Origin of the sequence: Embleya sp. NPDC127516 (assembly GCF_044765325.1) — a bacterium.
GTDB lineage: Bacteria > Actinomycetota > Actinomycetes > Streptomycetales > Streptomycetaceae > Embleya.
Genome location: NZ_JBIWJT010000016.1, coordinates 204,031 through 225,245, shown reverse-complemented (window position 1 = coordinate 225,245; position 21,215 = coordinate 204,031). Strand labels below are relative to the sequence as shown.

20 protein-coding genes are annotated in these 21,215 nt (G+C 70.8%); 8 read left to right on the top strand and 12 right to left on the bottom strand.

Annotation, left to right across the window (positions count from 1 at the left end; translation table 11 throughout):
- The first annotated feature begins 48 nt into the window (after positions 1-48).
- The 7 genes from ACIRL2_RS29805 (at position 49) to pstB (ending at position 8,410) form a co-directional block, all read left to right on the top strand.
- On the top strand, positions 49-2,226 hold the full coding sequence (locus ACIRL2_RS29805; protein WP_402236059.1) for an RNA degradosome polyphosphate kinase: 2,178 nt from the start codon (positions 49-51) through the stop codon (positions 2,224-2,226).
- Complete coding sequence (locus ACIRL2_RS29800) at positions 2,213-3,196, top strand: CHAD domain-containing protein (RefSeq protein ID WP_395864403.1); 984 nt, start codon at positions 2,213-2,215, stop codon at positions 3,194-3,196. Before ACIRL2_RS29805 ends, ACIRL2_RS29800 begins: the two co-directional genes overlap by 14 nt.
- Complete coding sequence (locus tag ACIRL2_RS29795; protein ID WP_395864405.1) at positions 3,189-4,001, top strand: NUDIX hydrolase; 813 nt, start codon at positions 3,189-3,191, stop codon at positions 3,999-4,001. The genes ACIRL2_RS29800 and ACIRL2_RS29795 overlap by 8 nt, the downstream gene beginning before the upstream one ends.
- Before the next feature lie 288 nt (positions 4,002-4,289).
- Entirely contained in the window at positions 4,290-5,435 is a 1,146-nt protein-coding gene (gene pstS / locus ACIRL2_RS29790; RefSeq protein WP_395864407.1) for a phosphate ABC transporter substrate-binding protein PstS, read from the top strand.
- A gap of 37 nt (positions 5,436-5,472) precedes the next feature.
- Positions 5,473-6,468, top strand: a complete 996-nt coding sequence (gene pstC, locus ACIRL2_RS29785; RefSeq protein WP_395864409.1) for a phosphate ABC transporter permease subunit PstC — start codon at positions 5,473-5,475, stop codon at positions 6,466-6,468.
- Positions 6,465-7,571: a phosphate ABC transporter permease PstA gene (gene pstA, locus ACIRL2_RS29780; protein ID WP_402236055.1), complete on the top strand. Its 1,107-nt coding sequence runs from the start codon at positions 6,465-6,467 to the stop codon at positions 7,569-7,571. The genes pstC and pstA overlap by 4 nt, the downstream gene beginning before the upstream one ends.
- A 62-nt stretch (positions 7,572-7,633) precedes the next feature.
- Positions 7,634-8,410, top strand: coding sequence for a phosphate ABC transporter ATP-binding protein PstB (gene pstB, locus ACIRL2_RS29775; protein ID WP_395864719.1), 777 nt, complete (start codon positions 7,634-7,636; stop codon positions 8,408-8,410).
- Positions 8,411-8,553: 143 nt separating this feature from the next.
- Here pstB and ACIRL2_RS29770 read toward each other — a convergent pair whose 3' ends face one another.
- Together ACIRL2_RS29770 and ACIRL2_RS29765 are read right to left on the bottom strand one after the other, a co-directional pair.
- The gene (locus tag ACIRL2_RS29770; RefSeq protein ID WP_402236053.1) at positions 8,554-9,549 is read right to left on the bottom strand and encodes an anion permease; all 996 of its coding nucleotides are present in this window, start codon (positions 9,547-9,549) and stop codon (positions 8,554-8,556) included.
- A gap of 4 nt (positions 9,550-9,553) precedes the next feature.
- Complete coding sequence (locus tag ACIRL2_RS29765; protein ID WP_020552276.1) at positions 9,554-10,174, bottom strand: DUF47 domain-containing protein; 621 nt, start codon at positions 10,172-10,174, stop codon at positions 9,554-9,556.
- A 395-nt stretch (positions 10,175-10,569) separates the two neighbouring features.
- Here ACIRL2_RS29765 and ACIRL2_RS29760 point away from each other — a divergent pair, with 395 nt between their 5' ends.
- Positions 10,570-10,950 carry a metal-sensitive transcriptional regulator gene (locus ACIRL2_RS29760; RefSeq protein WP_395864414.1) on the top strand — a complete coding sequence of 127 codons (381 nt, stop codon included), beginning with the start codon at positions 10,570-10,572 and terminating at the stop codon, positions 10,948-10,950.
- A 320-nt stretch (positions 10,951-11,270) separates the two neighbouring features.
- Here the strand turns inward: ACIRL2_RS29760 and ACIRL2_RS29755 are convergent, their stop codons facing one another.
- The 10 genes from ACIRL2_RS29755 to ACIRL2_RS29710 form a co-directional block, all read right to left on the bottom strand.
- Positions 11,271-12,146: a hypothetical protein gene (locus tag ACIRL2_RS29755; RefSeq protein WP_395864416.1), complete on the bottom strand. Its 876-nt coding sequence runs from the start codon at positions 12,144-12,146 to the stop codon at positions 11,271-11,273.
- A gap of 88 nt (positions 12,147-12,234) precedes the next feature.
- Positions 12,235-12,966: a GntR family transcriptional regulator gene (locus ACIRL2_RS29750; RefSeq protein ID WP_402236049.1), complete on the bottom strand. Its 732-nt coding sequence runs from the start codon at positions 12,964-12,966 to the stop codon at positions 12,235-12,237.
- A gap of 31 nt (positions 12,967-12,997) precedes the next feature.
- Complete coding sequence (locus ACIRL2_RS29745; protein WP_395864420.1) at positions 12,998-13,633, bottom strand: phosphatase PAP2 family protein; 636 nt, start codon at positions 13,631-13,633, stop codon at positions 12,998-13,000.
- 90 nt (positions 13,634-13,723) lie between these two features.
- Positions 13,724-14,560 (bottom strand): ABC transporter ATP-binding protein, encoded by an 837-nt coding sequence (locus ACIRL2_RS29740; RefSeq protein ID WP_395864721.1) that lies wholly within the window; start codon positions 14,558-14,560, stop codon positions 13,724-13,726.
- 13 nt (positions 14,561-14,573) lie between these two features.
- Positions 14,574-15,494 (bottom strand): ABC transporter permease, encoded by a 921-nt coding sequence (locus ACIRL2_RS29735; protein ID WP_395864422.1) that lies wholly within the window; start codon positions 15,492-15,494, stop codon positions 14,574-14,576.
- 57 nt (positions 15,495-15,551) lie between these two features.
- Positions 15,552-16,388, bottom strand: coding sequence for a glycosyltransferase family 2 protein (locus tag ACIRL2_RS29730; protein ID WP_395864723.1), 837 nt, complete (start codon positions 16,386-16,388; stop codon positions 15,552-15,554).
- A gap of 77 nt (positions 16,389-16,465) precedes the next feature.
- On the bottom strand, positions 16,466-17,248 hold the full coding sequence (locus ACIRL2_RS29725; RefSeq protein WP_395864423.1) for a CDP-alcohol phosphatidyltransferase family protein: 783 nt from the start codon (positions 17,246-17,248) through the stop codon (positions 16,466-16,468).
- Positions 17,226-18,296 carry an iron-containing alcohol dehydrogenase family protein gene (locus tag ACIRL2_RS29720; protein WP_395864425.1) on the bottom strand — a complete coding sequence of 357 codons (1,071 nt, stop codon included), beginning with the start codon at positions 18,294-18,296 and terminating at the stop codon, positions 17,226-17,228. Before ACIRL2_RS29720 ends, ACIRL2_RS29725 begins: the two co-directional genes overlap by 23 nt.
- Positions 18,284-19,063, bottom strand: coding sequence for an NTP transferase domain-containing protein (locus ACIRL2_RS29715; protein WP_395864427.1), 780 nt, complete (start codon positions 19,061-19,063; stop codon positions 18,284-18,286). Before ACIRL2_RS29715 ends, ACIRL2_RS29720 begins: the two co-directional genes overlap by 13 nt.
- Entirely contained in the window at positions 19,060-20,835 is a 1,776-nt protein-coding gene (locus ACIRL2_RS29710; protein WP_395864429.1) for a DUF5941 domain-containing protein, read from the bottom strand. Before ACIRL2_RS29710 ends, ACIRL2_RS29715 begins: the two co-directional genes overlap by 4 nt.
- Between the last annotated feature and the right edge of the window lie 380 nt (positions 20,836-21,215).

Here is a 21,215-nt window from a genome sequence, read left to right as displayed (position 1 = left end):
CGGGGTCGCACAGGTGCACATAGACCGTCGCGAAAAGACAATGGTCTGATGAACGCCGAAACTCCCGCCGCGCGATCCTCCCGACACCTGGCCGTGGCCGTGCCCCCGGCGAAGGCAGGCGCCACGGCCACGGTCACCGCGGCGGCGCCGCGGGTGGAGGCCGACCTGCCGCCGGACCGGTTCCTGGACCGCGAGGGCAGTTGGCTGGCGTTCAACGAGCGGGTCCTCGAACTGGCCGAGGACCCGAGCACGCCGCTGCTGGAGCGGGCGCGGTTTCTGGCCATCTTCGCCTCCAACCTCGACGAGTTCTTCATGGTCCGGGTGGCCGGCCTCAAGCGCCGGATCGCCACCGGCCTGGCGGTGCGCGCGGCCAGCGGGCTCCAGCCGCGCGAGGTGCTGGAGAACATCTGGTCGCGCAGCCGTGCGCTGATGGCCCGGCACTCCACGTGCTTCCACCACGACGTGCTGCCCGCGCTCGGCGAGGCCGACATCCAGTTGCTGCACTTCGACGACCTGACCGACGGCGAGCGGCAGTCGTTGTACGCGCTCTTTCGCGAGCGGGTCTTCCCGGTCCTGACCCCCTTGGCGGTGGACCCGGCGCACCCGTTCCCGTACATCTCCGGCCTGTCGCTGAACCTGGCCGTGATCGTGCGCAATCCGCGCTCGGGCAACGAGCACTTCGCCCGGGTCAAGGTGCCGCCGCTGCTGCCGCGCTTCGTGGAGACCTCGCCGGCCCGCTTCGTGCCGCTCGAGGAGGTGATCGCCGAATTCCTCGGCGACCTGTTCCCGGGCATGGACGTGCTGGGCCACCACGCGTTCCGGGTCACCCGCAACGAGGACCTGGAGGTCGAGGAGGACGACGCGGAGAACCTGCTCCAGGCGCTCGAGCGGGAGTTGATGCGCCGTCGGTTCGGGCCGCCGGTCCGACTCGAGGTCGAGGAGAACATCGACCCGCACGTACTCGACCTGCTGGTACGCGAGCTGGGCGTGGGTGAGAAGGAGGTCTACCCGCTGCCCGGTCCGCTCGACCTGACCGGGCTGCACGCGATCGCCGACCTGGACCGGCCCGAGCTCAAGTTCGGCCGGTACGTCGCCGGCACCCACCGCGACCTGGCCGAGGTGGAGACCGCGCAGGCCGCCGACGTGTTCGCCGCGATGCGCAAGCGCGACGTCCTGGTGCACCACCCCTACGACTCGTTCGCGACCTCGGTGCAGGCCTTCCTCGAGCAGGCCGCCTCCGACCCGCACGTGCTCGCGATCAAGCAGACGTTGTACCGCACCTCCGGCGACTCGCCGATCGTGGACGCGCTGGTGGACGCCGCCGAGTCCGGCAAGCAGGTACTGGTCCTGGTCGAGCTCAAGGCCCGCTTCGACGAGCACGCCAACATCACCTGGGCGCGCAAGCTGGAGCAGGCCGGCTGCCATGTCGTGCACGGCGTGGTGGGGCTCAAGACGCACTCCAAGCTGAGCCTGGTGGTCCGCCAGGAGGGCGACACGCTGCGCCGCTACTGCCACATCGGAACCGGCAACTACAACCCCAAGACGGCCCGGCTCTACGAGGACCTGGGCCTGCTGACCGCCGACCCGCAGGTCGGCGAGGACATGTCGAACCTGTTCAACCGGCTCTCCGGCTACTCGCGCGCGCAATCGTTTCGGCGGTTGCTGGTCGCCCCGCACTCGCTGCGCAACGGGCTGGTCGAGCGGATCGAGCGCGAGGTGGACAACCACGAGCAGGGGCTGCCGGCGTACGTGCGGCTCAAGTCGAACTCGCTGGTCGACGAACTGGTGATCGACGCGCTGTACCGCGCCTCGCAGGCCGGGGTCCCGGTCGATCTGTGGATCCGCGGCATCTGCGCGCTGCGCCCGGGTGTTCCCGGACTGTCCGAGACCATCCGGGTGCGCAGTATTCTCGGGCGATTTTTGGAACACTCGAGGGTATGGGTGTTCGCCGGCGGCGGCGAACCGGAGGTGTGGATCGGCAGTGCCGACCTGATGCACCGCAACCTGGACCGCAGGGTCGAGGCCGCGGTGCGGCTGCGCGGCGATCGACACCGCGACGAGATGACGTCCTTCATGGACCTGGGGATGAGCCCGGAGACCGCGTCCTGGCATCTGGACCGGGACGGCGTCTGGACCCGGCACGCGACCGCCGCCGACGGGACCCGGCTTCGTGACGTGCAGGAGCACCTCATCGAGACCCGGAGGCGCAGACGTGGCCCGGAGTAAGCAGGCGACGACCATCCCTCGGCAGCGCGCGGCGGCCGAGGACACCTCGGCCGGCGCGATCCTGCTCGCGCATCTGGTCGGGGAGGCCGGGGCGTTCATCGACGAGTTGCCCCGGTTGAGCGCGGGCGAGGAGGAGGCCGCACACAACGCGCGGGTGGCCGCCCGGCGCATCCGCAGCGCGCTGGCCACGTGCGGACCGCTCCTGGCGCCGGAGCCGGCCGCGCTGCTGCGCACCCGGCTGCGCGACGCCGCGGACGCGCTGGCGGGCGAGCGCGACGCGGAGGTGCTCCTCGAACGCCTGTCGGCCGACCTGGACGCGCTGCCCGAGCGGCCCGGCACGGCCAGGGCCCGGGCGATCCTCACCCGCCGGCTGCGCGGCGATCAGGGCGCCGGCCGGGCCCGCGCGCTGGACGCGCTCGGCTCGGGGGTGTTCACCACGCTGTCCGCGGACCTGGTCGAACCGGCCCTGGGCCTGACCTTCACCGAGCGGGCCGCGGCCCCGGGCGCCGAGGTCGTACCCAAACTGGTCGCCCGCACGCTGCGCCGGCTCGACCGCGCCGCCGGGGCACTGCCGCTGGAGGCGGCCGGGGTGCCCTATCCGCCGGACCACGCCGGGTTCACCCCGTACGCGGGCACCGACGACGAGGCCTGGCACCGGGTGCGGATCCTGGCCAAGCGGGCCCGCTACGCGGCCGACATGTGCGTACCCGCGTTCGGGCCGCCGGCAGCCCGACTGGCCCGGCGGCTCAAGGCGGTGACCGAGGTGCTCGGCGTGCACCAAGACGCGACCATCGCCGCCGACGCGATCGCCGAGCTCGCCGCCGGGCCCCGGGTCGGCGGGCCGGCCGCCTTCGTGTTGGGCGAGTTGTACGCGCACGAGCGGCAGGTCGCCACCGCTCGGCGGTACGCGTTCACGCGCGTGTGGCCCAGGGCCTGCACGCCGGACGTGCGGGCGTGGCTCGATGGATGACCCCGCTCGGGTCGCGCACACCGGGCGCGACCCGGTACTCGCCGCGGGCGGGGTGTTGTGGCGCCGGTCCGGGGACGGCGTGGAGGTCGGGCTGGTGCATCGACCGCGCTACGACGACTGGTCCTTCCCGAAGGGCAAGCTGGAGTCCGGCGAGCCCGCGGTGGTGGCCGCCGTGCGCGAGATCGCCGAGGAGACCGGTTACCGGGCGATCCTGGGACGGGAGTTGGGCGTGCTCAGCTACCCGATGCACTCGCGCGATCGCCTCAAGATCAACCGCTACTGGGTCGCCGAGGCGGTCGCCGGCGAGTTCGCCCCCAATCCGGAGGTGGACCGGATGTGGTGGGGCCCGCCGGAGGAGGCCGCGACGTTGACCGGGACCCCGGACTACACCGCGTCGCTGACCGACGCGTTTCGCACCGGACCGCCGCCCGCGACGGTCCCGGTGCTGGTGCTGCGCGCGGGTCCGGCGTACGCGCGGGACCTGGTGCCGATGCTCGCCGCGTTCGGTCCGGTCGAGGTGCACGGCGCCACGACGCCGGCCGCGGTGGCGACGGTGGCGCCGTATGTCGCGGCGGTGGGCGCTCGGATGCGCTCTACCGCGTGCTCGGTGGCCGACGCGCTGCGCGGCGGCCGGCCCACGCTGCTGTGCGCGCCGGTTCCGGACCTGCCCGGCGGCGCTCCCGGGATGACCGCCGCGCGGCTGGCCGCCGAGCCCCTGCTGCCCGGGGAATTCGCCGTGTTGCACGCGTGGGCGGGCCGCGTGGTGGCCATGGGCCGGTACGCCCCCTACCCGACGGGGAGCTGAGCACTCGGTCAAGTCGTGATCACGGTTCACGGAACGTCACCCGGCGTGCATCTGAACAGTGGGTGAACGTGATTCGGCGTGCGCGACAAAGGGCCAGTTCACGGGCGGTAAATGGCTACATGAGCGGACAATTCATCCAGCGGTCGGCTTATCTGACTCGACCGTTCGAGTTCACCCTCGGTTCACTTTGCGCGGCGGATCGCTTCATTCTCACGGCCTAACTTCATGGATGACGGCGACCGTTCGGGTCGTCGCACCACGAGTCGAGTTCGATCGAAAGGGAGCGCCGTGACCATTCGGCCCCGCAGTGTCCGTCGCGGTATCGGCTTCACCGGCCTGGCACTCGCCGGCGCGCTCACGCTGGCCGCGTGCGGCTCCGACGACAACAGCTCGGGGGACGACAACAAGTCGTCGACGAAGGCGGCCTCGGCTCCCGGCGCAGAGGCGCCCAAGGGTGACTGCGGCACGGGCAAGCTCGCCGGCGCCGGCTCCAGCGCCCAGAAGAACGCGCTGGACGAGTGGATCAAGGCCTACCAGGCCAAGTGCTCGGGCGCCTCGATCGACTACGCGGGCTCGGGCTCGGGCGCCGGCCGCCAGTCGTTCTTCGACAAGCAGGTCACCTTCGCCGGCTCCGACTCGGCGCTCAAGCCGGAAGAGGTCGCCAAGGCCGGCGCCGCGTGCGCTCCCGGCCAGGCGATCAACCTGCCGATGGTGACCGGCCCGATCGCGGTGGCGTACAACGTCTCCGGCGTCAAGGACCTGGTCCTGGACGCGAAGACGATCGCGGGCATCTTCAACGGCAAGATCACCAAGTGGGACGCCGCCGAGATCAAGGCGCTGAACCCGAACGCGCAGCTGCCGTCGACCCCGATCCAGACCGTGCACCGGTCCGAGGCGTCCGGCACCACCGAGAACTTCACCAAGTACCTCAAGGCCGCGGCCCCCGCCGACTGGACCTTCGACGCCGCGCAGGACTGGAAGGCCCCGGGCGGCCAGGGCGCCAAGGGCAGCGAGGGTGTCGCGTCGATCGTCAAGCAGACGCAGGGCGGCATCAGCTACATGGAGCAGTCCTTCGCGGAGAACTCCGGCCTGGGCATCGCGCAGATCAACACGGGCGCGTCGGCTCCGGTCAAGCTCACCCCCGAGGCCGCGGGCAAGGCCGTCGAGGCCGCGAAGATCGCCGGTCAGGGCAACGACCTGAAGCTGACCGTGGACTACGCGACCAAGGCCGAGGGCGCCTACCCGATCATCCTGGTCACCTACGAGATCGTCTGCGAGAAGGGCACCCCGGCGGACAAGCTGCCGCTGCTCAAGTCCTTCCTCACCTACACCTCCAGCGCCGAAGGCCAGAAGGTCCTCGCGGGCATCGGCTACGCGCCGCTCCCGACGACGATCGCGGACAAGGTCCGCGCCGCCGTGGCCGGTCTGTCCTAGTCCGAGCCCGCTGAGCGACCGACTCGTACGGAGAGAGATGTCCACCACCACCCCCACCGCACCGGCGGAACCCGAGCGCAAGGCCCCTGCGGCCAAGCGCACCAAGGTTCGGCCGGGCGACCGGATCTTCTCCGGTGCCGCCCGCGGCGCCGGCATCAGCCTGCTCGCCATCATGGCCGCGATCGCGATATTCCTCGTGGTCAAGGCGACGGACGCGCTGTCGAAGAACCAGGGCAGCTTCCTGACCGACCAGGGTTGGGACCCGAACGCGGCGAAGCCCGCCTTCGGCGTCGTCACCCTCGTGTTCGGCACGGTTGTCAGCGCCACCATCGCGATGGTCATCGCGGTGCCGGTCGCGGTGGGGGTGGCGCTGTTCATCACGCACTACGCTCCCCGGCGGATCGCCCAGACACTCGGTTACATCGTCGACCTGCTGGCCGCCGTGCCCAGCGTGGTCTACGGCCTGTGGGGCTACATCTTCCTGGCCCCCAAGCTGCTCGGCCTGCACGCGTGGCTGTCCGACTACCTCGGCTGGATCCCGCTGTTCGACAAGGAGCAGGCGGGCGTCACCGCCCGCACACTGTTCACCGTCGGCATCGTGCTCTCGATCATGATCCTGCCGATCATCGCGGCGGTCACCCGAGAGGTCTTCCTCCAGGTGCCCCGCGCCCACGAGGAGGCCGCGCTCGCGCTCGGCGCGACCCGCTGGGAGATGATCCGGGTCGCGGTACTGCCCTACGGCAAGCCCGGCATCATCAGCGCCTCGATGCTCGGCCTGGGCCGGGCGGTCGGCGAGACCATCGCGGTGGCGATGGTGCTCTCCCCCAGCTTCGTGGTCTCGGTGCACATCCTGGACCCGGGCAACAACACGATCGCGGCGAACATCGCGAACCAGTTCGGTGAGTCCAACGACATCGGTCGCGGTGCGTTGATCGCCTCGGGCCTGGTCCTGTTCGTCATGACGCTGCTCGTCAACGGCGCCGCGCGCGTCGTCATCAACCGGCGCAAGGCGTTCTCTGGAGCGAACTCATGACCGTCCTCGACACGGGCGACAAGCGCCCGGGCATCGGTTCGGACGCGGTGGAGAAGGCCGGTGGTCTGCCGGATCCGCGCGCGGCCTCGCTGACCCGCCGGACCCTCCCGCGCTCGGTGCCGTGGGCGATCGCGGGCGGCGGCGTGGCGCTGACGGTCGTGCTGAAGCTGGTCCTGGACAACTGGGCCCTCGCGGTCTTCCTCGCGGGCGTGGCCTTCATCGTCGCCCTCTCCGCCGTCTCCTGGCGCTACGAGGACAGCCGTCGGGCCCGGGACCGGTTCGCCACGAGCCTGATCTCCACCGCGTTCGTGCTCGCCGTACTGCCCCTGATCTCCCTGCTCGGCTACACGATCCAGCGCGGCTGGGACAAGCTGACCCCTTACTTCCTGACCCACTCGATGCGCGGCGTGGGCGCCCGGGACGACACCGGCGGCGTCTACCACGCGATCGTCGGCACGCTGGAGCAGGTCGGCCTGGCCACCTTGATCGCGGTCCCGATCGGGCTGCTCACCGCGATCTACCTGGTCGAGTACGGGCGCGGCCGGCTGGCCAAGACGGTGACGTTCTTCGTGGACGTGATGACCGGGCTGCCCTCGATCGTCGCGGGTCTGTTCATCTACGCCTTCTGGATCATGATGCTGGGCTTCGAGGCGTCCGGCTTCGCCGGGTCGCTGGCGCTGATGATCCTGATGTTGCCGACGGTGGTGCGCTCCGCCGAGGAGATGCTCAAGCTGGTCCCGAACGAATTGCGCGAGGCCAGCCTGGCGCTGGGCATCCCGAAGTGGCGCACCGTGCTCAAGGTCGTGCTGCCCACCGCGTTCGGCGGCATCGTCACCGGTGTCATGCTCTCGATCGCCCGGGTCATCGGCGAGACCGCGCCGCTGCTGCTGCTGGTCGGACTCACCCAGTCGATCAACACCGACCCGTTCTCGGGCTGGCAGTCGGCGCTGCCGCTGTACGTCTTCGACCAGAACCACGCGGGCAACCAGTTCGCCGAGGAGCGGGCCTGGGCCGCCGCGCTGACGCTGATCCTGATCGTCATGATCCTGAACCTGGCGGCGCGGTTGATCGCCCGCTGGAAGGCCCCGAAGGGGAGCCGATGAAGTCCCTGACGACCCGACCGGCCGACCGCGGCACCGACAACCGCACCGATTCCGAGGCAGGAATGACCAAGCGCATCGAAGTTTCCGGACTCAACGCCTACTACGGCTCGCACAAGGCCGTCGAGGACATCTCGATGACCATGGAGCCGCGTTCGGTCACGGCCTTCATCGGTCCCTCCGGCTGCGGCAAGTCCACCTTCATTCGCACCCTCAACCGCATGCACGAGCTGATCCCGGGCGCCTCCGTGGACGGCTCGGTCGCGCTGGACGGGCAGGACCTGTACGGCAGCGAGATCGACCCGGTCGCGGTGCGCCGCACGGTCGGCATGGTGTTCCAGCGGCCCAACCCCTTCCCGACCATGTCGATCTACGACAACGTCGCGGCCGGGCTCAAGCTCGCGGGCATCAAGCGCAAGGGCGACCTGGACGCGATCGTCGAGCGCTCGCTGCGCGGCGCGAACCTGTGGACCGAGGTCAAGGACCGGCTGAACAAGCCCGGCGCGGGCCTGTCCGGCGGTCAGCAGCAGCGACTGTGCATCGCCCGCGCGATCGCGGTCGAGCCACAGGTGTTGCTCATGGACGAGCCGTGCTCGGCGCTCGACCCGATCTCCACGCTCGCGATCGAGGACCTGATCGCGCTGCTCAAGGAGCGGTACACGATCGTCATCGTGACCCACAACATGCAGCAGGCCGCGCGCGTCTCGGACAAGACCGCGTTCTTCAACCTCGCCGGCCCGGGTCAGCCCGGTCGCCTGGTGGAGATCGGCGACACCGAGACGATCTTCTCCGCGCCGACCCAGGAATCCACGGCGGACTACATCGCCGGCCGGTTCGGCTGACGGTCGAAGCGTCGACGGACGTCGGGATGGACATGCGAGAGGGCCCACACCGGGACGGGTGTGGACCCTCTCGTTCGATATGTCGCCCGCGGGCCGGTTACCCCGTACGTCCTGCATCGCGTACGCGGCACACGGTCCGCGGATCAGCCCACGATCAGGTGGGTGATCCAGTACACGCAGGCCGCGACCAGGCCGGCGGCCGGCATCGTGGTGAACCAGCCGATCAGGATGTTCTTGGCGACGCCCCAGCGCACCGCCTTGACCCGCCTGGTCGCGCCCACGCCCATGATCGCCGAGGTGATGATGTGCGTGGTGGAGATCGGCGCCTTGAAGACGTACGCCGTGGTGTACAGGATCGAGGCGGCCGTGGTCTCGGCCGCGAAGCCCTGCGGCGGGTCCAGCTCGATGATCTTGCGGCCGAGCGTGCGCATGATCCGCCACCCGCCCGCGTAGGTGCCCAGCGAGAGCGTGACGGCGCAGGCGAGCTTGACCCACACCGGGATGCTGTCGCCCTGTTGATGACCGCTGATCACCAGCGCCATCACCACGATGCCCATCGTCTTCTGGGCGTCCTGGATGCCGTGCCCGAGCGCCATGCCGGCGGCCGAGACGGTCTGCGCCAGCCGGAACCCGCGCTTGGCCTTGTGCGGGTTGGACTTCCGGAACAGCCAGATGATCCCGACCATCACCAGGTAGCCGGCGACCAGGCCGACCACCGGCGACAGGAACATCGGGATGACGACTTTGTCGATCACCCCGCTCCAGTAGACGGTGCTGGAACCCGCGAGCGCGGCGCCGACCAGACCGCCGAACAACGCGTGCGACGAGGACGAGGGCAGTCCGAAGTACCAGGTCAGCAGATTCCAGAAGATCGCGCCGACCAGCGCCGCGAACAGGATGATCAGACCCTGGTCACCTTCGGGGGTGGCGATCAGCCCCTCGCTGACGGTCTTGGCGACGCCTTCGCCGAGGAAGGCTCCCGCGAGGTTCATCACCGCGGCCATGGCCAGTGCCGCGCGCGGAGTCAGTGCCCGGGTGGACACCGAGGTCGCGATGGCGTTGGCCGAGTCGTGGAAGCCGTTGGTGTAGGTGAAGAAGAGCGCGACGCCGATGACGATGATCAGACCAGTGAGTTCCACTGGGTCAGGACTCCTTGACGGCGATCGTCTCGACCGTGTTCGCCACGTGCTCGAACCCGTCCGCGGCCTCTTCGAGCACGTCGACGATGCCCTTGAGCTTGAGCACCGTCAGCGCGTCGTACGCACCGCTGAACAGGTGCGCCAAGAGCTTGCGGTGGATCTGGTCGGCCTGGTTCTCGAGCCGGTTGATCTCGATCCAGTACTCGGTCAGGTCCTTCATCGTGCGCAGCCGGGGCATCGCCTCGGCGGTCAGCTCCGAGGCCCGCACCAGCACCTCGATCTGGTCCGCGACCTGCGGGGGGAGTTCGTCGAGCTGGTACAGCACGACCAGGTCGACGGCCTCTTCCATGTAGTCCATGACGTCGTCGAGTTGCGACGCGAGGGCGTAGATGTCCTCGCGGTCGAACGGCGTGATGAAGGAGGCGTTGAGCTGGCGCATGATCGCATGCGTGGTGTCGTCACCGGCATGCTCGGCCGCGCGCATCCGTTCGGCGATCTCCGGACGAGCGGAGACCTCTGCGCCGAGCAACTCCGTGAGGAGCTTGGATGCGGTGACCAGGTTGCTCGCCGCTGCGGCGAACATGTCGTAGAAGCTCGTCTCCCTGGGGGTCAGACGCAATCGCACTGGAGGTCTCCGGGATAATGAAAGTGGTCGGCGTCGATGCTAGGCGCTCCGGCAGTGCCGCACACAAACCGGGGAGCCGACGCGGACCCCGACCGTACCCGGCGGTAATGCGACGCGCGCGCAGAGCGACGAACGGGCATGCGGAACCGCCCGTTCCGCCGCCCATGGCGCCCGTCACACGGCCAGAGTATGGGTCCGGGCACCCCTCGAAGGACAGAGCGGCCTACGCTCGATCCATGTCGCCCACATCACACGAACCGGAATCGGCGATTCGGCATGACCGCCGGCGGATCGGGTCGACGGGTGCGGGCGGCGCCGTCGGTGCGTGATCGAATGCTTGCCGGATATACCCCCCGGGGGTAAATTTGGAACGTGGACGGTCACCCGATCGGGCCATGGACACGTGGGGAACGGCCACAGAGATACGGGAGACGACGGTGGAACAGGATCCGCAGGCACCGGAGATGGCGGCGACGCACGGCGCATCGGGGCACGGGCACGGCTACAGCGGGCGCAAGGACGAGCACCTCAAGCGACTGCGCCGGGTCGAGGGACAGATCCGCGGGTTGCAGCGGATGGTCTCCGAGGACGAGTACTGCATCGACATCCTGACGCAGGTCTCGGCGGCGACCAAGGCACTCCAGTCGTTCGCGCTGAGTCTGCTGGAGGAGCATCTGGGCCACTGCGTCGCGAACGCGGTGGAAAAGGGCGGACCGGAAGCGGACGAAAAGGTCAAGGAGGCGTCCCAGGCGATCGCACGCCTGGTGCGCTCCTGAGGCCGCGGCGACGGGGGCCGGCCCGGGTGTGGGTCGCCGTCCCCCAGCCGCCGACCAGCCCGAGCACGGCGTCGATCTGAGCCTGCGTCAGCGGACCCTCGCTCGCCGACGCCGCGATCATCAGGTCGCCGTAGAGTTCGATCTCGTCGAGGACGACGTGGTCGTGCACACCGCGATCGGAGAACCGTGACACCCACATCACCTCCTCGTGCGCACCCCGGACGGGCCTCGGCCCATCCAGCGTAGGGGCGGGTCCGCGGCGCGGACATGGCACGCCTGGGTCATATGGGGACCGCCCGGAACGACTCCGCGGGAGTGACTCAGCCGCGCTTGGCGGGTGTTCCCGGCGGGGTCGGCGCGACGTACAGGTCCTTGGCCTCGGGCGGCTTGACGTCGACCACGACCCCGAAGTCGTACAACTCGGCCGAGGAGTGCACCTTCGCGGTCGGCGGTGCCGCCTTGCCCTCCTCCGGGCCCATCACGAACGCGAACGACTCGTCGACCCGGCGCAACCGGCCCGCGTCGTCGAGGTAGGCGTCGAACGGGATCGGCGCGCCGTCGAAGGTCTTCAGCGCCGCGGCCAGCGGCCCGCGCACCTCCGGCGCGGTCAGGTCGTGCGCCTTGCGGATGTCCAGCGTGCCCCGATAGTGCCGCACGGTGTCCGCGCCCATCTTCTCGGTGCCCACGAGCACGACGTCGTCGTTGACCCCGCGCAGTATCTCGAAGGACGTCCCGGGGTCGGTCGCGCCGCCGCTGACCAGGTTGCCGTCGGCCAGCCCGTCGATCGCCAGTCGCACCCACTTGTCCTTCGGGATGCCCGGCGACCCGTTCTTCATGTAGAGCGCCTCGGGGGTGAGGATCTCCTGGAGCGGACCGGCGATGCCGGAGTCCTTGGGCGCGTCCACGGTGAGGGTGCCGATGTGCCGGACATAGTCGAACATGCCCTGACCGGTGAGCTTGACCACCCGGTCGTTGTTCTGCATGGTCATCGTGGTTCGGGTGCGCGAACTCTTCGCGCCGGTGGTGACGTCCGCCGCCTTGCGGACGGCCAGCACCGCCTCGGACGGGCCGCTCGCGGCCCCGCCGCCGCCCTCGACCCGCGCTCCCTGGGGCTGCACGTCGTCACCCTGACAGCCGGTGACCCCGGCCAGGACGAGGGCGCAGCAGGCACTCGTGAGCACGGTGCGGACCAACATGTGGGTTCTCCCGGATGCTCTGAATCCTCGCGTGACGGCCGGCCACGCGGCGGCGGCTCGACGGGACAACGAGCGAGGCGGCGCCGGGTTACGGCCGTTCGGGGGACCTCGGGTCCACGAGCGCCGGGTCCGGGACCGGGTCCGGGACCGGGGCCGGGTTCGGTGTGCGCGACCACTCCAGGTGCCGGCGGGTCAGTTCCTCGGCGCCGGCCGGATCGCGTGCCTCGATCAGGTCGAGCAGCCGGTGGTGTTCGGCCGCGATCAGGCTCCGGTCGGCCGGCTCGGTCAGCGGACGCGGACCGTACAGCCGGGCCTGGGCCCGCAATTCGCCGACCATCCGGACCAGGCGCGCGTTGCCGGCCAGGCCGAGCAGGTGGGCGTGGAAGCGGTCGTCGGCGTCCACGTAGTCGAGCACGTCGGCGCGGTCGATCGCGTCGGCGAGTTCGTCCACCAGTGCGCGCAGGGCCGGCAGCGCGTCCGCGATGCCGTCCCGGGCGAGCCGCCCGATCGTGGGTATCTCCAGGAGTTCGCGCAGGTCGTGGATGTCCCGCAGGTCGGCCGCGGACACGGCGCGAACCCGGAAGCCCTTGTTGCGGACCGGCTCGACCAGGCCGTCCTTGGCCAGGTCGAGCAGCGCCTCGCGGACCGGGGTCGCGGACACCCCGAAGCGGGTGGCCAGGGCCGGCGCGGAGTAGACCACCCCCGGCTGCATCCGGCCCGCCACCAGCGCCGCCCGGACCGCGCGCGCGACCTGTTCACGCAGGCTCAGCCGCTCGCCCAGGCGTCCCGCGTCGCGGCCACCCTCGGTATCCGTTCCCATCGTGTGTCCGCCCCCCTCGGCCGCGTCGCCGTCAGCCGGCCGGGCGTGCTCGGTCCGTCACCAGCACCCGCAGCGGGCCGCGTTCCACCTGCCGCACCACCGGTTCCAGGACCCGTCCCACGACCATCGACCCGACCAGTGCGACCAGCGCGCCGAGCGCGAACCCGGCGAGCACGTCCGTCGGGTAGTGCACGCCCACGTACAGCCGGGAGAAGCCGGTGAACACCGCCGCGAGCACCGCCAGGATCCCCAGTCGCCGGTCCACCAGCAGGATCCCGACCGCCAGCGCCATCGTGGTCAGCGCGTGGTCGGAGGCGAAGGACGGGTCGGTCTTGCCCTCGACCAGCACGTGCAGCCCCTCGTGGCTGAGGAACGGACGCGGTCGATCGACCCAGTCGCGCAGCGGCGCGTTGGCCAGTTCCGCGACCAGGGCCGCCAGCGGGGCCCACACCAGGCCGGCCACGGCCGCTATGTGGTCGGGGCGGGCGCGGGCCCGCCACCACGCGAGCAGGCCCAGTACGGCGAGTACGGCGAACATGCCGTACTCGCCCATGAACTCCATGCCCCCGTGCGCCCATGAGGTGTGCTCGGTGAGTCCGTTGACGTCCCGCAGGACCTCGATGTCGAGGTTGTCGTCCGTACTCTCCGCCAGGACCTGCAAGGACACCGGTGAACCCCTTCGCGTGGTGCTGTTGGTGCTGTTGGTGCCGTCGGTGCCGTCGCAGCAGCGGACGGAACCGTCGGAGTGGTGTCGCCGCTACTTGCCCTCGTACGCGTTGACGACTTCCTCCATCGGACCATCCATCTTGATCACGCCCTGGTCGAGCCAGATCGCCCGGTCGCAGGTGTCCCGGATCGACTTCATGCTGTGGCTGACCAGGAAGACCGTGCCGGCCTCCTTGCGCAGCTCGCGGATCCGGGCCTCGCTCTTGAGCTGGAACTCGCGGTCGCCGGTGGCCAGCGCCTCGTCGATCATCAGCACGTCGTGTGTGCGTGCGGCCGCGATGGAAAAGCGCAGGCGGGCCGCCATGCCGGACGAGTAGGTCCGCATCGGCAGCTTGGTGAAGTCCTTGCCGTTGTAGTTGTTCAGCCCGGAGAACGAGGCGATCTGGTCGTAGTTGGCCTCGGCCTCGCGCTGGGTCATGCCCATCGCCAGGCAGCCCAGGATGATGTTCCGCTCGCCGGTGAGGTCGTTCATCATCGCGGCGTTGACGCCCAGCAGGGACGGCTGGCCGTCGCTGTAGATCTTGCCAGTGGTGGGCGGCAGCAGGCCGGCGATGCACCTCAGCAGCGTGCTCTTGCCCGAACCGTTGCGCCCGATCAGGCCGATCGCCTGGCCCTTGTAGGCGACGAAGCTGACGCCTCGTACGGCGTGTACCTCGGTGATGCCCGCCGCCTTCTTGCGCAGCGCGAGCCGGGACAGCGCGGACGTGGCACTGCCCTTGCCCGAGGAGGCGCCGTGCACGCGGTAGATCAGGTGCACGTCGTCGACCACGACGGTCGGCGGGATCTCCTCCTGCGGCTGCGCGGGCTGCGGGGCGTTCTGCTCGGGCACCTCGACCTCGGAATTCGCGCCGGCCTCGGCCCAACTCATGATCGCGGGCTGCTCAGCCACGGCCGTACCTCTCTTCCGCCTTCCAGAAGTACACGTAACCACCGATGCCCATCACCAGCGCCCAGCCCACCGCGTAGCCCCACACGTGCAGCGGGAGCGTCTGGTGGCTTTCGATGAGCGAGTCGCGGATCACCTCGATGTAGACCGCTCCCGGGTTCGCCTCCAGCACGCGGGCCACCCAGGCGGGCGCCTTGTCGGTGTAGGAGTCCAGGCTGTAGAAGACGCCGCTGAGGTACAGCCAGGTGCGCAGCAGGAACGGCAGAAGCTGCTTGATGTCCACCAGCACCGCGCCGATCCGGGCCAGGACCAGGCTCAGGCCGACGTTGAAGACGAACTGCAGCACCAGCGCGGGCAGCACGAGCAGCCACTTCAGGGTGAGCGGCTCACCGGTGCCCAGCACGATCGCGCACAGCACGACCATCGAGAACATCAGTTGCTGGAGCTGCACGATCGTGAAGGAGATCGGCAGGCACGCCCGTGGGAAGTGCAGCGCGCGGATCAGGTTGAGCTGATCGCTGATCGCCCGACTGCCCGCGAGCACGGCGCTCTGCGTGAAGGTGAACACGAAGACGCCGGTGACCAGGAAGGCGACGTAGTTGTCGATGCCGTCCTTGGTCTGCACCAGGTAGCCGAAGATCAGGTAGTACACGGCCGCGTTCATCAGCGGTGTGAGTACCTGCCAGACCTGGCCGAGCTTGGCGGTGCTGTACGTCGCCCGGGTCTTGGCGTTGGCGAAGGCCACGATGAAGTGGCGTCGGGCCCAGAGCTGCCTGGTGTAGGAGAGCAGTCCGGGACGGGCCCCGCTGACCGTCAGCTTGTAGCGGGCGGCGAGGTCCGCCAGGGGTTCGGTGGAACCGGGGGGCGCCGACGTCCCCTGTGGGCTCAGGGTGTCGGCCTGCGCGCTGTTGGCCACGTTGACACTTTCGTCTGCGTCGGGTCGAAATCGAAACGGTACGGGGATTCCAGCCTGTCAGATGACCGGCGGACGGCCGAGCCTGGTCATCCGCCAGACCGTGCGCCAGGACATCGGCTTGCGCGGGCCACTCGGGGTCTTCCACCCCTCGCGGAAGCCGGCCAGCCAGGCTTGGGCGTTCTCCTTGGACGGCCGGCGGGCGGCGGTCAGGACGACCCACGTGCCCAGATAGGCGGGCACGATCGGCCACGGCAGGTTGCGCCGGGCCAGGTAGACGCGGTTGCGCGCGTTCATCCGGAAGAACGCCGCGTGCCGGGCCGGGCTGGTCTTGGGGTGTTCCAGCACGATGTCCGCGCGGTAGTCGATCTCCCAGCCGGCGTCGAGCGCGCGCCAGGCCAGGTCGGTCTCCTCGTGCGCGTAGAAGAAGTCGTCGGGCAGCCCGCCGACCTCGCGCAGCACCGCCGCGCGCACCGCGCTGGCGCCGCCGAGGAAGGTGGTCACCGGGCCCGAGCGCAGCGGGTCGCCGACCCGGATCCGGGGCACGTGCCGGCGCTGGGTCTCGCCGCTCTCCGGATCCACGATCCGGAAGCTGACGATGCCCAGGCGCGGGTTCGCCGCGAACGCCTCGCGCAGCAGTCGGCCGGCGTCGGTGCCGGCGAGTCGGCCGTCGTCGTCGAGGAAGAGCACCACGTCGACGTCGTCGGGCAGGCCGGCGGTACCCACGTTGCGGCCGGCCGGGATGCCCACGTTCTCCGGCAGGGTGATGCCCACCACGCCCTCGGGCAGCTCCGGCAGCGGGCCGCCGTTGGCCACCACGACCACCGTCATCGGCTCGCCGTGCTGATCGGCCACCGAACGCAGCAGCCGGTTCAGCTCGTCCGGGCGGTCGCCCATGGTCAGCACCACCGCGCCGAGCGCGATCGCCTGTGCCTTCGCCTCGCCCGCGCGCTGCCCCTCGGCAGCCTCGGCGGTCACCGGAGCCTGCTCGACATCAGCACGCTGACCAGGTGCAGCACGGTCTGCAGGAGCGCGATGGCGGCGAGCGCGCTCACCGCGATCCTGCTGTACAGCAGGCCGCCGTCGTCGGCCACCAGGTCGAGTACACCCGCCAGGAGCAGGAAGATCGACGCCTCGACGGCGCCGACCAGGCGGTGGAACTTGAGCGAGGCGACGATCTTGCGCGCCGACGCGGCGCCCGAGGAACGCGGCACGGCGGCGGCGTCCTGGACCGGCGGCAGGCCGCTCTTCGCCCGCGCGCCGTCGACCAGGTCGGTCTCCGACTTGATCAGGATCGCGCCCAGCGCGGCGACCACGCCCAGCGTCGCGTAGCCGTTGAAGCCGCCGCCGTCCAGGACACCCGCGGCATGCAGGCCCGCGCCGGAGAGCAGCGCGGCCTCGGAGAGGTAGTGGCCGACCCGGTCGAGGTAGACGCCGGTGACCGAGGTCTGCCGCCGCCAGCGCGCCACCTCGCCGTCGACGCAGTCGAGCAGCAGGTAGAGCTGCACCAGGAGCAGCGCCGCGAGCGGCCCCGCGATCCCGGGCAGGATCAGCGCGGCGCCGGCGGCGATGCCCGCGAGGATCATCATGTAGGTGAGGCCGTTGGGCGTCACCCGGGTCCCGACGATGCGTCGGGTGACCTGGAGGGAGATCTGCCGCATGTAGATGCGTCCGGCCCAGTGTTCGCCACTGCGCCGATCGAGCAGGCCCTCGGGGTGTACGACCGAGCGAAGCTCAGCCGCCGTAGGTGTGGACATATTCGGTCACCGAATCCCGGATGGCGTCATTGTCGAGGTCGAGATGTTCGAGGATGGTGAAGCGTCCCGGACGGGTCTGGGGCGCGTGACTCACCGCCGCCACGAATTCGTCGATGGTCAGGCCGAGATGCTCCGGCACGACCGGCAGCCTGTGCCGATCAAGGGCGCTCGTCAAGAGCTTCGTCAGTGCGGTGTCGCCACGCAGGTGGGTGGCGAACGCGGCGCCCAGGCCGACCTGTTCGCCATGCAGCCCGTCGTGGCCGTCGCGCTCGCCGTAGAGCAGGTCGATGGCGTGCGAGATCTCGTGACAGGCTCCGCTGCAGGGGCGGGTGGTGCCGGCGACGGACATCGCGATGCCGGAGAGTACGAGGCCCTCGGCCAGGGCCACGAGGAAGTCGTCGTCCTCGATGCCGCCGGGGCGGTGCAGGATCGAGTCGCCGGAGGTGCGGGCCAGCGCGACCGCGAGGCCGTCCACCGGCTCGCCGGTCTCGCGCTGGGACAGCTCCCAGTCGGCCACCGCGCACAGATTGGACAGGGATTCGCCGATGCCGGAGCGGACGAAGCGCTGCGGCGCCGCGCGGACCAGGTCCAGGTCCACCACCAGGGCGATCGGTGTGGGCACGCCGTAGGAGCCGCGCCCCGCGTCGTTGTCCAGGATGCTCACCGGCGACGCGATGCCGTCGTGGGCGAGATTGGTGGCGACCGCGACCATGGGCAGGCCCACCCGCGCGGCGGCGTACTTGGTCGCGTCCAGGACCCGGCCGCCGCCCAGACCGACCACGGCGTCGTAGGCGCCGCCGCGCATGCGGTCGGCGAGGTCTACGGCGGCGGTCAGTGTGCCGCCGGCGACGGTGTACCACTCGGCGCCGGGCAGGTGCGGCGCGAACCGCTCGCGCAGCCGGGCCCCGGAGCCCTCGCTGACCACGACCGCTATCCGACCCGACGTGGAGACCCGGCGGTCGGCCAGGATGCCCGCGAGGTCGTCGACCGCACCCGCGCGGATGTCGACGGTGAGCGGGGTGGGGACCAGACGGGTCAGTACCGGCACGCGATCTCCCGCGCGACCATGAGGTCCTCGGTGGTGTCGATCTCGGTCCACGGCACCCGGGTGTCCGACGCGCTGATCGGCTGCACGTCGACCCGACCGCCCCGGTTCACCAGTTCCTGGTAGCCGTCCTCGTAGTAGAGCTGTGGGTCGCGCTCGAAGGTCGCGCGCAGCGCGTCGATCAACGCGGGCGCCGCGTGGCCCTCGATCAGCGTGACGCCGATGTACTCGCCGGCCGCCTCGGCCGGGTCCATCAGCTTGGTGATCCGGCGCATCCGGCCGTCCTCGCCGAGGGTGACCTTCATTTCCTCGTCGGCGAGCGGCTTGGCGGTGTCCAGGGCCAGGATGATGCCCTTGGCGTCGGCCCCGGAGGTATCGCGCGCGGCCAGCATCGTCTCCTGGACCGAGACCGGGTGCAGCGTGTCGCCGTTGGCCAGCAGCACGCCGTCCGCGAGATGGTCGCGCGCGCACCACAGGGAGTAGGCGTTGTTCCACTCCTCGGCCTTGTCGTTGTCGACCATGTGCAGCTTCAGACCGTAGCGGCGCTCCAGCAGGCCCTGCCGGTCGCGGATCGCGTCGCCGCAGTAGCCGACCACGATCGCGGCCTCGGTCAGGCCGACCGCGGCGTAGTGGGAGAGGGTGACCTCCAGGATCGACCGTTCGCTGTCCGGCGCACCGGGCGCGCCCACCGGCACCAGGGCCTTGGGCAGCGTGTCGGTGTGCGGGCGCAGCCGGCGGCCGGCGCCGGCGGCGAGAACGAGGCCGATCATGAGAGGTCTCCAGTTCGATCGGAGGCCGCCGCGGCGGCGGCCTCCAGGGGGCGGTACGGCGGCGTCGAGGCCGAGGGAGCCGGTCCCACCGGGGTCACGTCGTCGATGTCGGGGCGCGCGCCGCGCACCCAGAACACGACACTCTCGGTGAGCACGATCGCCGCGAGCACGACGGCCGTCGCGATCAGGCCGGTGCGCAGGGTGCCCGAGCCCAGTGCGGCCAGCAAGGTCACCAGGAGCACCCGCCCCTCGTGACCGAGCACCAGCCACACCAGCGCCCGGGGCGGGGCGCCGTAGCCACCGCGCAGGCGGTACACCGTGTCGTAGTGATGGTAGGCCGTGGCCGCGACCAAGCCGAACGCGGCGGCCACCGCGGTGGGCACCACCCGGGCCGCGAGGATGGTGATCGCGGCGTACTCGGCGGCCCGGAAGATCGGCGGCACCACCCAGTCGAGCCGGCGCACCAGTGGCCGGCCGATCGCGATCCCGGCACACAGCGCGTAGGCGCCGGCACCGGCCAGGCCCCACCACTCGCCCGCGCCGCCCGCGAGCAGCACCGCGACCAGTGCGGCGGTGCCGAGCAGGGCGGCGGCGGGGGCCGGGACGCGCAACCGCAGCCGGCCCACCAGTTCGGCGAGCGGACCGCTGTCGGCGAGTGCGGCGAGGTGTTCGCCCACCTGCGGGACGAACGCGGCGCGGCGCGGCAGCGAGCGCAGGATCCGGCCCAGCGAGGTGTAGCAGGCGGCGAGCACGCAGCCGACGATCAGCACGACGAAGGTGATCCGCGGCGTGGTGGTGGCGGTGAGCACGGCGATCAGCGCCCAGCGCTCGCCGATCGGCAGGATGATCATCCGCCGGGCCCACACGGTCCAGCCGACCGAGTTCAGCTTGCCGGAGAGCTTGGCGCCCGCACCGCCGTCGGCGCTGTCGTCGTCTCCGCCGCCGATGCCGCGTCGGGTCTCGTTGAAGGCGAAGTCGACGATGTGCCGGGTGGTCATCACCACCATCGCGACCAGCGCGAGGGTCCACACGTCGTCGTCGTGCCGGGCCGCGCCGAGCGCGAGGCCCGCGTAGACCGCGTACTCCTTGGCCCGGTCGAAGGTGGCGTCCAGCCACGAGCCGATCCGCGAGTAGCTCACCGCGTAGCGCGCGAGCTGGCCGTCGGTGCAGTCCAGCACGAAGGAGAAGTACAGGCCCAGCGCCGCGGCGATGTATCCCGCGCGGGTGCCGGTCGCGGCCCCGGCCGCCGCCATCAGTGCGACGAACAGCGACGCGACGGTGACCTGGTTGGGGGTCAGCCCCCGGCGGGCGCACCAGCGCGCGAGGTAGCGCGACCACGTGCTCACCGCGAACGTGGTGAAGAAGCCGTCCCGGGCCTTGACCGCCGAGTTCAGCCGGATCCGCTCGTCGTCCACGGCCGCCACCGCGGCCAGCGCCCGGGTGCGCGCGGCCTCGTCGTGGGCGACCTCGGCGACCAGGTCGCCCAGCGGGACCTCGCGCGGCGCGATGCCGGCCTCGGTCAATCGTTCGGCCAGCAGGTCGGGGACGCACACGTTCGCCGGCTGCCGGTCGAGCGCGGCCAGGATCCGGGCCGCCTCGGCGCGCGCCTCGCCCTCGAGCGCGAGCACGCCGGGCACGTGCGCGACCGGGAAACGGGTGTCGGCGATCACCAGGCGCAGCGCATGCCGGTGGCCGACGAAGCGCGCGTCGACGAGGGTCACCCGACAGTCGCCGCCGGCCAGGGCGCTCGCGAGGGCGTCCGCCGCGACCACCTCGATCTCGGGGACCCGGCGGTCGATCGCGGACAGCTCGGCGAGCAGCGGGGCGGGATCCGGCCGATCCGTCCGAGCCGTCGAACCGGTGGAGGTGGGCTCTGTGACGACCAGGGCAGTGGACAGGCGCCATCACTCCTTTGAGCAATCGCCGCAGCAACGCCGATCGAGCGGAGGGTGTGGGGAGTTCCCCGAAACAACGAGACAGGTTAACGGATCATCCGCCGTCGTCCGCCACCCGCGAGCGAGAACCGATTTCCGGCCGCCCTCGCGAGGCCGCCGGGCCGAACCGCGCGCACCGCGTTCGCGTCTCCATTGTCCGTGCGGTGTCCGTCCCGTGTCCGTCCCGTCGATGCCCGGCGGATGTGCCGCCGCCCGGC

Excerpts from the sequence above, each read along its gene's own strand:
- pstA (WP_402236055.1), top strand. The coding sequence starts at position 6,465 with ATGACCGTCCTCGACACGGGCGACAAGCGCCCGGGCATCGGTTCGGAC.
- ACIRL2_RS29725 (WP_395864423.1), bottom strand. The coding sequence starts at position 17,248 with ATGTCCACACCTACGGCGGCTGAGCTTCGCTCGGTCGTACACCCCGAG.
- ACIRL2_RS29795 (WP_395864405.1), top strand. The coding sequence starts at position 3,189 with ATGGATGACCCCGCTCGGGTCGCGCACACCGGGCGCGACCCGGTACTC.
- ACIRL2_RS29805 (WP_402236059.1), top strand. The coding sequence starts at position 49 with ATGAACGCCGAAACTCCCGCCGCGCGATCCTCCCGACACCTGGCCGTG.
- pstB (WP_395864719.1), top strand. The coding sequence starts at position 7,634 with ATGACCAAGCGCATCGAAGTTTCCGGACTCAACGCCTACTACGGCTCG.
- ACIRL2_RS29750 (WP_402236049.1), bottom strand. The coding sequence starts at position 12,966 with ATGGGAACGGATACCGAGGGTGGCCGCGACGCGGGACGCCTGGGCGAG.
- ACIRL2_RS29740 (WP_395864721.1), bottom strand. The coding sequence starts at position 14,560 with ATGAGTTGGGCCGAGGCCGGCGCGAATTCCGAGGTCGAGGTGCCCGAG.
- ACIRL2_RS29715 (WP_395864427.1), bottom strand. The coding sequence starts at position 19,063 with ATGATCGGCCTCGTTCTCGCCGCCGGCGCCGGCCGCCGGCTGCGCCCG.
- ACIRL2_RS29730 (WP_395864723.1), bottom strand. The coding sequence starts at position 16,388 with ATGGGCGACCGCCCGGACGAGCTGAACCGGCTGCTGCGTTCGGTGGCC.
- pstC (WP_395864409.1), top strand. The coding sequence starts at position 5,473 with ATGTCCACCACCACCCCCACCGCACCGGCGGAACCCGAGCGCAAGGCC.
- ACIRL2_RS29760 (WP_395864414.1), top strand. The coding sequence starts at position 10,570 with ATGGACACGTGGGGAACGGCCACAGAGATACGGGAGACGACGGTGGAA.
- ACIRL2_RS29755 (WP_395864416.1), bottom strand. The coding sequence starts at position 12,146 with ATGTTGGTCCGCACCGTGCTCACGAGTGCCTGCTGCGCCCTCGTCCTG.